12 protein-coding genes and 1 pseudogene are annotated in these 11,085 nt (G+C 73.5%); 4 read left to right on the top strand and 9 right to left on the bottom strand.

The window, feature by feature from the left end; genetic code table 11:
• The first annotated feature begins 11 nt into the window (after nucleotides 1–11).
• Nucleotides 12–746, top strand: coding sequence for a creatininase family protein (locus ETD96_RS32180; RefSeq protein WP_138640256.1), 735 nt, complete (start codon nucleotides 12–14; stop codon nucleotides 744–746).
• 3 nt (nucleotides 747–749) lie between these two features.
• Here the strand turns inward: ETD96_RS32180 and ETD96_RS47025 are convergent.
• From ETD96_RS47025 to ETD96_RS32135, 9 genes and pseudogenes are all read right to left on the bottom strand, one after another.
• Nucleotides 750–1,427: pseudogene (locus ETD96_RS47025) on the bottom strand (lysylphosphatidylglycerol synthase domain-containing protein); the annotation flags it as partial.
• Nucleotides 1,428–1,510: 83 nt separating this feature from the next.
• Nucleotides 1,511–2,344 carry a class I SAM-dependent methyltransferase gene (locus ETD96_RS32170; protein ID WP_205719548.1) on the bottom strand — a complete coding sequence of 278 codons (834 nt, stop codon included), beginning with the start codon at nucleotides 2,342–2,344 and terminating at the stop codon, nucleotides 1,511–1,513.
• Complete coding sequence (locus tag ETD96_RS32165) at nucleotides 2,337–3,416, bottom strand: glycosyltransferase family 4 protein (protein ID WP_138640250.1); 1,080 nt, start codon at nucleotides 3,414–3,416, stop codon at nucleotides 2,337–2,339. The genes ETD96_RS32170 and ETD96_RS32165 overlap by 8 nt, the downstream gene beginning before the upstream one ends.
• Nucleotides 3,413–3,811, bottom strand: a complete 399-nt coding sequence (locus tag ETD96_RS32160; RefSeq protein WP_138640249.1) for a 6-pyruvoyl trahydropterin synthase family protein — start codon at nucleotides 3,809–3,811, stop codon at nucleotides 3,413–3,415. Before ETD96_RS32160 ends, ETD96_RS32165 begins: the two co-directional genes overlap by 4 nt.
• Before the next feature lie 10 nt (nucleotides 3,812–3,821).
• The gene (locus tag ETD96_RS32155) at nucleotides 3,822–4,793 is read right to left on the bottom strand and encodes a zinc-dependent alcohol dehydrogenase (protein WP_138640248.1); all 972 of its coding nucleotides are present in this window, start codon (nucleotides 4,791–4,793) and stop codon (nucleotides 3,822–3,824) included.
• The gene (locus ETD96_RS32150) at nucleotides 4,750–5,613 is read right to left on the bottom strand and encodes a CDP-alcohol phosphatidyltransferase family protein (RefSeq protein WP_240808377.1); all 864 of its coding nucleotides are present in this window, start codon (nucleotides 5,611–5,613) and stop codon (nucleotides 4,750–4,752) included. Before ETD96_RS32150 ends, ETD96_RS32155 begins: the two co-directional genes overlap by 44 nt.
• Nucleotides 5,613–6,272 (bottom strand): GTP cyclohydrolase II, encoded by a 660-nt coding sequence (ribA, locus tag ETD96_RS32145; protein ID WP_138640247.1) that lies wholly within the window; start codon nucleotides 6,270–6,272, stop codon nucleotides 5,613–5,615. The genes ETD96_RS32150 and ribA overlap by 1 nt, the downstream gene beginning before the upstream one ends.
• A gap of 114 nt (nucleotides 6,273–6,386) precedes the next feature.
• Entirely contained in the window at nucleotides 6,387–7,133 is a 747-nt protein-coding gene (locus ETD96_RS32140; protein WP_240808376.1) for a nucleotidyltransferase domain-containing protein, read from the bottom strand.
• Nucleotides 7,130–7,831: a nucleotidyltransferase domain-containing protein gene (locus tag ETD96_RS32135; RefSeq protein ID WP_240808375.1), complete on the bottom strand. Its 702-nt coding sequence runs from the start codon at nucleotides 7,829–7,831 to the stop codon at nucleotides 7,130–7,132. Before ETD96_RS32135 ends, ETD96_RS32140 begins: the two co-directional genes overlap by 4 nt.
• A 206-nt stretch (nucleotides 7,832–8,037) precedes the next feature.
• Here ETD96_RS32135 and ETD96_RS32130 point away from each other — a divergent pair, with 206 nt between their 5' ends.
• The 3 genes from ETD96_RS32130 to ETD96_RS32120 form a co-directional block, all read left to right on the top strand.
• Nucleotides 8,038–9,348 carry an ABC transporter substrate-binding protein gene (locus ETD96_RS32130; RefSeq protein ID WP_138640246.1) on the top strand — a complete coding sequence of 437 codons (1,311 nt, stop codon included), beginning with the start codon at nucleotides 8,038–8,040 and terminating at the stop codon, nucleotides 9,346–9,348.
• On the top strand, nucleotides 9,345–10,340 hold the full coding sequence (locus ETD96_RS32125; RefSeq protein WP_171069334.1) for a carbohydrate ABC transporter permease: 996 nt from the start codon (nucleotides 9,345–9,347) through the stop codon (nucleotides 10,338–10,340). The genes ETD96_RS32130 and ETD96_RS32125 overlap by 4 nt, the downstream gene beginning before the upstream one ends.
• Nucleotides 10,337–11,085, top strand: a 749-nt coding sequence (locus ETD96_RS32120) for a carbohydrate ABC transporter permease (RefSeq protein ID WP_138640245.1), incomplete at its 3' end; no start/stop codon positions are given. The genes ETD96_RS32125 and ETD96_RS32120, both read left to right, overlap by 4 nt.

Here is an 11,085-nt window from a genome sequence, read left to right as displayed (position 1 = left end):
CGAGTACCGAGGTGCCGGACGTCCCCGTGGCCCTGTTGCCGGTGGGGAGCTTCGAGCAGCACGGCCCGTACCTGCCGCTGGCGACGGACACGGTGATCGCGTGCACGCTGGCGGCGGAGATCGCGACGACCCATCCGGTGCGGACGCTCCCGCCCGTGACGATCTCGTGCTCGCATGAGCACGCCGGCTGGCCCGGGACGGTGAGCATCTCGGCGGCGACCCTCCACGCGGTGGTGAGGGACGTCGCCGAGTCGCTGCGCCGGGCCGGGGTGCCGAAGCTCGTGCTGGTCAGCGGGCACGGCGGCAACTACGTCCTGGGCAACGTCGTGCAGGAGGCGCACGGCGACATGGCGCTGTTCCCCGGGTTCGACGACTGGGAGGACGCGCGGCGCGCGGCGGGCGTCGAGACGTCCGGGGACAGCGACATGCACGCCGGGGAGCTGGAGACGTCGATCCTGCTGCACGCCCATCCGGAGCTGCTCAGGGACGGGTACGGCACCGCCGATCACCTGGCCGACGACCGGCGGCACCTCCTGACGGCCGGGATGGCCGCCTACACCGAGTCCGGCGTCATCGGGCGGCCGTCACTGGCCCGCGCCGGCAAGGGCCGGGACGCGCTGCGGAGCCTTGTCGCGGCGTTCGGGGACGTCCTCGCGGTGCTTCAGCAGCAGGGCGGCGGCGCCGGGCAGGCACGCGACGAAGCTCAGCACCCCGTAGACGACGGAGACGGTCAGGCCCTGCGCTGAGCCGAGCCCGGCGGCGCCGAACGCCAGGGCGAGGGCGGCCTCGCGCGGCCCCCAGCCGCCGACGTTGATCGGCAGCACCATCACCAGCAGCGCCAGCAGCAGGAGCGGGAGCAGCTGGACGAGCGGTGCCGTCGCGCCGACCAGGCGGGCCGCGACGACGAACAGCGCCAGGTGTCCCGCGAGTGCCGCGACCGACAGGGCGACGATGCCGGGCCAAGCGCGCGCGGCGGCGCGCAGGTCGGCGAACGTGGATACCAGGGCCGGGTGCTTCCAGCGTCCCAGGACAAGGAGCAGAACAAGGACGACCCCAATCGGGATGAGGGCCGGGGCCATCGCCGACAGCAAGGACGGGTGGACGAACAGGGCCGCGACACCCGCGACGATGGCGACGCCCTGACCGGCGGTCCGTTCGAGGAAAACCGCCCGCACTCCACGGGCGACGTCACCCGAGCGGTGGCCGTGGCTCACCGCCCTGTGGACGTCCCCCAGAACACCGGCAGGCAGCACCGCATTGAGGAACTGGGCCCGGTAGTAGTCCGTGATGGCACCGGCCATGGGCAGGTGCAGGCCGACACGTCGAGCGACCAGCCACCAGCGGGCCGCGCTGAGCGTCGTGGTCAGCAGACCGATGGCGAGGGCCACGGCCACGGAGGTGGCGTCGATGGCTTGGAGCGCCGCCACGAAGGCGTCCGTGCTGTGCCACCACAGCAGCGCGCCCAGGATGCCCAGCCCGATGACCAGGCGGCCCCACGGCCACAGCCTCTTCACGACGGTCCTCCGGGGAGGGCGAGCAGGTCCAGGTGCTGGACCTCGACGGTGAGCCGGCCGTCGGCGCAGGCGGCGAGGCGGCGGCTCAGGTAGTCGTCCGCGAACGGGGCCAGGTCCGGGTTCTGCTCGACGGCGGCGCCGACCCAGCCGCGCAGCCATTCGGCGATCAGCTCCGCTTGGCCGGGACCGAGCCGCCACGGGCTCGGACGCGTCGTGACCGTGGCGCCGCGCCGCCCGAACGCCCTGGTCGCGGCGGTGACGGCGTCGGGCCCGAGCAGCCCGCCGCGCCGCTGGTGCGCGTCGAACGCGGCGGCGTACTCGGCGTCGAGCGGCTCGGACGGGGTGAGCCGGACGCGGCCGACGACCGACAGGGTGAGCAGCGCCGGGCAGCCGGCCGCCGCCGCGATCGCCTCGACCTCGGCGGCGGTGAGCACGTCCAGCAGCGCGGACGCGACGACGAGCGACGCGCCGACCAGGTCGGACGCGCGCAGCTCGGCGATGCCGCCGGCGCGCGTCTCGACCGTCGCGGGCAGCCCGTCGGCGGTGACGTAGGCATTGGCGCGGGCGAGGTCGAGCAGCGCGGGGTCGCGGTCGTGCAGGATCCAGTGCTGCGGGCCGCGCAGCCGCCCCGACAGCCAGCGGCCGACGGAGCCGGTACCGCAGCCGAGGTCCCAGATGACGAGCGGCCCGTCCGCCGGGAGCGCCGCCCGGAGCGGGACCAGCAGCTCCCCGGCCCGCGCGGCGGCGTCGGCCTCCTCCCGCAGCGCCAGCCACGACGGCGCGTACCCGCTCGACGATCTCGTGTCGATGCCTTCGGTTCCCTCAATCATGGCGCGCCTCCCTGCGCATCCGGGATAGGACGGTGGCCATGCGGCGGGCGGTGTCGTCCCAGCCCGGCAGCATGGTGCGGCGCAGCCGGGCGGCGGCGCGCAGCCGGCCCCGCAGGTCGGGGTCGACGAGCCAGCGGCGCAGCGCCGTGGCGAGTGCGGTGGGGTCGCCGGGCGGGACGAGCAGGCCGGGGACGGCCCCGGTCGGGTCCCAGCCGAGCGCGTCGGGGACGCCGTCCGCCGACGTCGCGATGACGGGCACACCGCGCGCGAGCGCCTCGGTCACCACCATCCCGAACGTCTCGGCGCGGGACGCGAGGACGAGCGCGTCGGCGGCGGCGTAGGCGTCGTCCAGCCGCTTGCCGGTGAGGGGCCCGGCGAGCTCGACCCGGTCGCCGAGCCGATGCCGGCCGATCAGGCGGCGCAGCCGCGTCACATGGCCGGGGACGCGGTCCAGCGGGCCGGCGCATTCGCAGTGCCACGGCAGGTGCGCGAGGGTGGCGAGGGCCTCCACCAGGACGTCGTGGCCCTTGCGCGGGGTCACCGACGCCACGCACAGCAGGCGGGTCGCGCCGTCGGTGCCGGAGGCGAGGGGCGCGGGGTCGGTGCCCGGCGGGGCGGCGTGGACGCGGGACGGGTCGAGGCCGTGGTGGGCGATGAGGTGGTCCTTCGCCCACGGGCTGGTCGCGATGACGGCGGCCGCCGCTTCCAGGACCTTGCGTTCGCCCGCGTTGAGGTCTTCTTGTCCGGGTTCGTCCGCGAGGGGCAGGTGCACCAGGACCGCCACCCGCAGCCGTCCCGCCTCGGGGACGACGATGTCCGGCACGCCGCACGCGACCAGGCCGTCCAGCAGCACGACACTCCGGTCCGGGAGCGCGGCGAGGGAGCGGCCGAGCGCGGTCCGCGCCGGCTCGCCGGGACGCGGCCACGACCCCGGCACCGGCAGCATCCGGACGGGCCGCCCCGACGCCGCCAGCTCCTCCGCCACCCGCCGGTCGTACCGGTCGCCGCCGCTCGGGGCGCCGGCGCCGCCGACGCCGCCCGGCACGACGAACGGGATCTCCGGCGCGGTCATAGCTCCCGCTCGTAACTGGCCCAGGCGACGTGCGACTCGTGCAGCGCCACCGCGATGCCGGACAGCCCGCGCGCGTTCTCGCCGAGCGCCCCCGCGTGGACGCGGCCGGCGAGCCGGTCGGCGATGACCTTGGCGAGGAACTCGGTCGAGGTGTTCACCCCGGCGAAGTCCGGCTCGTCGTCCAGGTTGCGGTAGTTCAGCCCGCCCAGGACCTCGCCGAGCGCGCGGGTGGCGAGCCCGATGTCGACGACGAGCCCGTCGGAGTCCAGGTCGGCCCGGCGGAACGTCGCGTCCACCACGTAGGTCGCGCCGTGCAGCCGCTGCGCGGGCCCGAACACCTCGCCGCGGAAGCTGTGCGCGATCATCATGTGGTCGCGGACGGTGATACCGAACAAGAAGCCCTCCTCAGTAGACGATCCGATGGCACAGGGCGGGCAGCCTCCCGGCCGCCAGCGCGGGCATGATCCGCGGCAGCTCCGCGAAGGTGCTCTCCCCCGTGACCAGCGCGTCGAACGCCGGATCCGCCAGCAGCCGCAGCGCGAGCGCCAGCCGGTCGGCGAAGCTCCGGCTCGCCCGCCGCGCCGGCGGCACCGCGCCGACCTGGCTGCCCCGGACGGTCAGCCGCCGCGAGTGGAAGAACTCGCCGAGCGGCACGCTGACCTTCCGGTCGCCGTACCAGCTCAGCTCGACGACCTGCCCGTCCGGGGCGAGCAGCTCCAGCGACCGGGCCAGCCCCGCCTCGGTCGCGCTCGCGTGGACGACGAGGTCGCAGCCGCCCGCCGCCCCCTCGGGCGTCGCGAACTCCACGCCGAGCGCCTCCGCGACGGCGAAGCGCGACGGGTCGGTGTCGACCAGCTGGACGCGGCACCCGGGGAACCCGGCGAGGACCCCGGCGACCGAGCAGCCGACCATCCCCGCGCCGACCACGGCGATCCGGTCGCCGACCAGCGGGGCCGCGTCCCACAGCGCGTTCACGGCGGTCTCGACCGTCCCCGCCAGGACCGCCCGCTCCGGCGGCACCTCGTCCGGGACGACGGTGACCGCGCCCGCCGGGACGACGTACCGGGTCTGGTGCGGGTAGAGGCAGAACACGGTCCGGCCGGTGAGCTCGGCGGGGCCCTCCTCGACCACGCCGACGTTGAGGTACCCGTACTTGACCGGGCCGGGGAACGTCCCGTCCTGGAACGGCGCCCGCATGATGGCGTGCTGGTTCGGCGGGACGCCGCCGCGGAACACGATCGCCTCCGTGCCCCGGCTCACCCCGGAGAACAGCGTCCGGACCAGCACCTCCCCCGGCCCCGGCTCCGGGAGGACGGCATCGCGGATCTCCCCCTTACCGGGCGACAGGATCCAGAAGGCGCGCGCGTCGCGCTCCATCCCCGCTCCTCCCCCGAGTCGCACCCACCGCTTCCACCGCTTCCACCATTTCCGCCGCTTCCACTGCTTCCACCGGGCCCGCCGCCCGCCGGTCGCGCCGCGCGAACAGCCACCGCACGTCCCGCCCGAACGACCACACCAGCAGCGCCAGCGCCGCCGCCACGAGCAGCCCCGCGTGCGGGACGGCGCCCGCCGCGGCCACCACCAGCACCACGCCCTGCACCACGGCGACGGCCTTGCGCGCGACGCTCGGCCGCAGGTCGGCGCGCAGCCACGGCGCCGCCCAGGCCGCCGCGCCGAACGCGTACCGCATCGCGCCGATCGCGAGCACCCACGGCCCCGCCGACCAGGCGACCTCGACGCTCAGCACCAGCACCAGGAGGGCGTCGGTCTCCATGTCGAACCGCGCGCCGAGCCGGGACGCCGTGCCGGTGCGCCGGGCGACCTGCCCGTCCACCCCGTCCAGGACGAGCGCCGCCGACGCCGCCGCGACCAGCGCCCAGGTGTGCCCGCCACCGGTCAGATGCCCCGCGACCAGGGCCGCCACACCCCCGGTCAGCACGACCCTGACCAGCGTCACGTGGTCGGCCGGCCCGAGCGCGCGCCCCCGGAACGCCCGCGCGAGCACCACCCACGCGGCCAGCGCGTATCCGCCGCCCACGGCCAGGCCCGCGTGGCCGGGGCGGAGCACCGCCAGCAGCGCCAGCTGCGCCGCCGCCGCGAGCGCCAGCTCCGGTCCCCGGGTCAGCCGGTACCGGCGCGGCGGCGCGAACGGCACCCGCACGGGCGCCGGGCGCGTCAACGTCATCGGCCGCGTCATCAGCGCACCTCGCTGACCGGGGCCTCGTCCAGGACGGCGGGGGCGTCCAGCTGCGGCAGGTCGTGCCCGAGCCGGTCGCGCTTGGCGGTGAGGTAGCGGACGTTGTCGTCGCTGACGGGGACGAGCAGCGGCACCCGCGCCGCGACGGCGACGCCGTAGGACTCCAGCGCGCTGACCTTGTCCGGGTTGTTCGACATCAACCGCACCGACCGGACGCCGAGGTGCCGCAGGATCCGCGCGGCCGGGCCGTAGTCGCGGACGTCCACCGGCAGCCCGATGGCGGTGGCGGAGTCGACGGTGTCCAGGCCCTGGTCGTCCTGCAGGATGTGGGTGCGGACCTTCGCGACGAGCCCGATCCCGCGCCCCTCGTGCCCGCGCAGGTAGACCAGGACGCCCGCGCCCTCCCGGACGATGGCGTCCAGCGCCGAGCCGAGCTGGTCCCCGCACTCGCAGCGGGTCGCGCCGAAGATGTCGCCCGTCATGCACTCGGAGTGCATCCGGACCAGCACGTCCGCGCGCCCCCGGACGTCGCCTCGCGCCAGCGCCATGTGCTCGTGCCCGTCGACCGGGTCCCGGAAGGCGACGGCGCGGAACACGCCCCGCCGGGTCCTGAGGTCCGCCTCCGCGATGTCCTTCTCGTCGATGCCCTGCTCGCGCATCGCTCCCCTTCCTCGGCTCCGCAATCACCTCTGGTACGTGGCGACCGCACCCGGTGGTTGCGTTCCCAAAACGGTCCGTACAACCGGTGGCACGCAGGGGAGGCTCCGCAGGGTTCAGCCTAGGCGCGCCCGGACCACCAACTCATGAAGCCCGCGGCGGTTCGCCGGCGCTTCCGGCAGGCGGGTGGCGCTGCGCTCGTCCTCCAGCCGGGCGGTGAGCGCGGCGACGTCGTCCCGGAGCCGGGACGGTGTGGGCGCGCCCTCCCGCAGCGCGCCGTGCTCGGCGGAGCGCTTGGCCTCGACCAGCTCCGGCAGGTAGGCGGGCCCGTCCCCGGCGAGACGGGTCAGGTCGGCCTCGACCTCACCCGTCCGCATCAGGTGGACGCCCGTCAGCAGCACCCGGAAGGTGTAGAGCAGCGGCTTCAGCTCCCGCGACTTCTCGAACAGCGCCCACTGCGTCCGCGCGAACCCCAGGTAGTGGTGCGCGTGGTTGGACGTGACCAGCCCCGGGACCAGCGCCTTCAGCTCGGCGTGCACATCCGAGGTGGTCACGACCAGCGGGGACATGACCTGCTCCAGGACGTAGCCGTTGCGCCGCAGGAGCAGCGCGCAGAACTTCGCCAGGTCGTGGGTGACGGCGTCGGCCTCCACGCCCGCGTGGTCCCACATCAGCGTGACGGTCTGCTCGCCCGTCTCCAGGCCGACGATCTCCTCCAGCGGCAGCAGGTGGGCGCCGCGCAGGTCGATGTCGGAGTCCTCGGACGGGAAGCCGTACAGGTGCGCCCCGCTGACCGTCAGGAACGCGCGGGGGCAGGGGTGCTCGGCGGCCAGGCGGGCGAGCATGCCCTCGGGGAGTCTCACCAGGTCACGCTCCTGCGGCGGATGGAGATCAGCAGGTTCTCGACCGCGGTGCGGTCGGGTTCGGGCGGGAGGGGGGTGCGGGCCATGGCGGTGTCGATCTCGGCGGTGAGGGCGGCGCGCCACTCCTCGACCTCGGCCCAGGCGACCTCGCCGCGGCGGACGGCGAGGAGGCGGTCGCGCAGGTCGCCGACGTCCACCCGGGGCTCGCCGTGCCGGACGAGGTGCAGGCCGCTCGCCAGCAGCCGCAGCATGTGCATGACGTGCTTCCATCGCGGCGCGCCGCCGTTGCGCAAGTCGCCTTCCAACTTGCGGAACTGGGCGTCGGCGTAGCGGAGGAACGTGCGGTGCGCGTGCCGCGACAGGAAGGCCGGCCGGACGGCCAGCAGCTCCTCGCCGACCGGTGTGACGCGTTCCACGATCGGCGACCAGAGGCACTCCAGGACGGTCGGGTTCGCGCCGAGCGCCAGCACGCAGAAACGCTCCAGTTCCCAGGAGAACTGCTCGGGCAGCGGGCCGTCCAGGTGGGTCGGCGGCTTGGTGAAACCCCAGAACAGCGGGGCCGGGGCCGCGTAGACGCCGCGCCGGTCGACGTCACTGGCACTCGTCGCCAGGCCGTAGGCTCGCGAGCCGGTCACCACGGACAGGATCGTGTGGTCGCGGACCAGGTCCAGCGCCGCGCCGGGGTCGTGGTTCGTCACGGAGGCAGCCTGGCGCAGGCCCGCGCGGGTGTCGAGCGGATTCTCCGGCTGCTGTAAACGGTTACAGATCGGCCACGGACTTGCTGAAAGTTTCTGCAAGAGGTTTACGTCCCTGCAACACGTTGCTAACGTCCCGGTCCAGCCCCCATCTCTTGACCTGCGGGACGACGGCCCGGCGCGGCACGTCCCCCGCGAAGGAGGACACCATGCGGCGCACCCCCCGGATCGGCGGCGCCCCCCTGGCGGGCGCCCTCGTCTGCGCCGGCCTCGCGCTCTCGCTGGCCGCCTGCGGCGGCGACGACGGCGCGCAGGGCGGCACAGGCGAGGCGAGTCTGCAGGGCCGCGGCCCCATCACCTTCGTGACCGGCAAGGACCGCTCGGGCTACCTGCAGAAGCAGGTGGACGGCTGGAACGCCGAGCACCCGAAGGAGCAGGTCCGGATCATCGAGCTGCCGGACGAGCCGAACGACCAGCGGCAGCAGATGATCCAGAACGCCACCACCAAGTCGGACGCCTACGCGGTGCTCAACCTCGACGTGGTGTGGACCGCCGAGTTCGCCGCCAACCGCTGGCTCACCGAGATCCCGAAGAGCCAGGTCGACCTGTCCAGGATGCTGCCCGCGACGATCAGCACGGGGCAGTACCGGGACCGGCTCTACGCGGTGCCGTCCACGTCCGACGCCGGGATGCTCTACTACCGCGAGGACCTGCTGAAGAAGGCCGGGGTCTCCGCGCCGCCGAAGACCTACGCCGAGATGTGGGACGCCTGCGCCGAGGTCGAGAAGCTCCCCGAGGCCAAGGGCATCGACTGCTTCTTCACCGAGGTCAACAAGACCGAGAGCCTGACGATCAGCGCGGTCGAGGCGATCGGCAGCGCCGGCGGCGCGATCATCGGCCCGGACGGCAAGCCGACCCTGAACACCCCGCAGGCCAAGCAGGGCGTCGAGTTCCTCGTGAGCGCCAAGAAGGAGCACATGCCGAAGGAGGCCGTCACCCTCGACACCGAGGGCGGGCGCCGCTACTTCCAGTCCGGCAAGCTCGTCTTCCAGCGCCAGTGGCCGTACCAGTACGCGCTGGCCGACCAGAAGGACGGCTCGTCCAAGGTCGCGGGCAAGTTCGCGGTCGCGCCGCTGCCCGGCCCGAACGGGCCCGGCGTCGCCAACCTCGGCGGCCACAACCTCGCGATCTCCGCGTTCGCCGAGAACAAGGCGTCCGCGCTCGACTTCATCCGGTACCTCACCGGTGAGCAGTCGCAGCGCGCCAACCTGCTCGCCACCTCGCAGGCCCCGACGGTCGCCGCGCTGTACGACGACCCCGAGATGGTGAAGAAGTTCCCGTACCTGCCCGTGCTGAAGCAGGCCATCGCGAACGCCAAGCCGCGCCCGGTCGCGGTGAAGTACGGCGACGTGACCGCCGCGATCCAGGGCGAGATGTACGACGCGGTGACCGGCAAGAAGCCCGTCGACCAGGCCCTGACCGACCTGCAGGCCAAGCTCCAGCCGCTGACCGCGCAGTGAACACGGCCGCCACCGAGACGCCGTCCGCCGCGGGAACCCCCGCGGCGGGCGCCGCCCGCCGCCGCGGGCGCGACGTGCAGGGGACGAGGCGCCTCGCCGCGCTGCTGCTGTCCCCGACGCTGCTGGTGCTCGCGCTGGTCATCGGCTACCCCGTCCTCGCGGGGTTCCGCGAGTCGCTGTACGCGCGCGGCGAGGGACTGGACGCGCAGGGGTTCGTCGTCGAGGGCGACCGGTTCGTCGGCCTCGACAACTACACCGCGATCTTCCAGGGCGACCGGGCCGACGCGTTCTGGAACGCCTTCTCCAACACCACGTTCTTCACCCTGACCACGGTGGTGCTGGAGACGCTGATCGGCGTCGCGATGGCGCTGATCATGCATCAGGCGTTCAAGGGGCGGGCCGTCGTGCGCGCCAGCATCCTCGTCCCGTGGGCGATCCCCACCGCGATCTCCGGGCTGCTGTGGCGCTGGATCTTCCAGGCGGACGGCGCCGCGAACGCGCTGCTGCGCCGGCAGATCCTGTGGACCGCCGACGGGTTCCCCGCGAAGGCGGCCGTCGTCATCGCCGAGGTGTGGAAGACCTCCCCGTTCATCGGGCTGCTCGTCCTCGCCGGGCTGCAGATGATCCCCCGGGACGTCTACGAGGCGGCACGGGTGGACGGCGCCGGGCCCGTCCAGCAGTTCTTCCGCATCACGCTTCCGCTGGTGAAGCCCGCTCTACTGGTCGCCGTGCTGTTCCGCATGCTGGACGTGCTGCGCATGTTCGACCTGCCCGCCGTGCTGATCGGCGTCAACCAGAAGTCGGTGGAGACGCTGACGATGATCGCCTGGTTCGAGGCGTCCAACCTGCGCTACGGATCGGCGGCGGCGTACGCGACGATCCTGTTCCTCTACATCGCGCTGATCGCCTACCTGTTCGTCAAGCTGCTCGGCGCCGACATCATCGGCGAGGCCCGGCGGCAGACCAAGCGGGAGCGGAGGAAGGCGGCATGACCCAGGCCAAGCGGCTGCTGTCCCATCTCGGGTTCGCGGCGGTGGCGGTGTACTGCCTCGCCCCGTTCTACTGGATGACGATCTCGGCGTTCCGCCGCCCGCAGGACCAGTTCGACAACTCGATCGTGCCGTCCCGGTGGTCGTGGGAGAACTTCTCCGCGGTCTTCTCCGGCGGCAACGGGTTCGGCCGGGCGCTGCTGAACAGCCTCGTCGTGGCCGGCCTCACCACCGTGCTGACCCTGCTGATCGGCACGTTCACCGCCTACGCGCTGGCCAGGCTCGACTTCCGGTTCAAGAACGCGGTGCTCGGGCTGATCGTCGCGACCACGATGTTCCCGGGAATCTCGCAGCTGGTCCCCCTGCTGAAGCTCTTCACGGACATCAAGTGGATCAACACCTACCAGGCCATGGTGCTGCCCAGCCTCGGGTTCGCGCTGCCGCTGTCGGTGTGGCTGCTGACGGCGTTCTTCCGGCAGCTGCCGTTCGAGCTGGAGCAGGCCGCGATGGTGGACGGCTGCACCCGCGGCCAGGCCTTCCGCAAGATCATCGTCCCGCTGGCGGCGCCCGGGGTGTTCACCACGGCGATCCTGACGTTCATCGCCGCGTGGAACGAGTTCCTCATCGCGCTGTCCATGGTCAACAAGAAGGAGATGCAGACCGCCACGGTCGCGATCTCCAAGTTCACCGGCGTCTCCGGGTTCGACCAGCCGTTCGGCACCCAGATGGCGGCCGGGGTGATCGTGAC

The organism is Actinomadura geliboluensis (assembly GCF_005889745.1).
Classification (GTDB): domain Bacteria; phylum Actinomycetota; class Actinomycetes; order Streptosporangiales; family Streptosporangiaceae; genus Spirillospora; species Spirillospora geliboluensis.
Note: the sequence above shows the minus strand (reverse complement) of the source record. Positions and strands in the feature narration are given on the sequence as shown.

Excerpts from the sequence above, each read along its gene's own strand:
- ETD96_RS32170 (WP_205719548.1), bottom strand. The coding sequence starts at position 2,344 with ATGATTGAGGGAACCGAAGGCATCGACACGAGATCGTCGAGCGGGTAC.
- ETD96_RS32165 (WP_138640250.1), bottom strand. The coding sequence starts at position 3,416 with ATGACCGCGCCGGAGATCCCGTTCGTCGTGCCGGGCGGCGTCGGCGGC.
- ETD96_RS32155 (WP_138640248.1), bottom strand. The coding sequence starts at position 4,793 with ATGGAGCGCGACGCGCGCGCCTTCTGGATCCTGTCGCCCGGTAAGGGG.
- ETD96_RS32150 (WP_240808377.1), bottom strand. The coding sequence starts at position 5,613 with ATGACGCGGCCGATGACGTTGACGCGCCCGGCGCCCGTGCGGGTGCCG.
- ribA (WP_138640247.1), bottom strand. The coding sequence starts at position 6,272 with ATGCGCGAGCAGGGCATCGACGAGAAGGACATCGCGGAGGCGGACCTC.
- ETD96_RS32130 (WP_138640246.1), top strand. The coding sequence starts at position 8,038 with ATGCGGCGCACCCCCCGGATCGGCGGCGCCCCCCTGGCGGGCGCCCTC.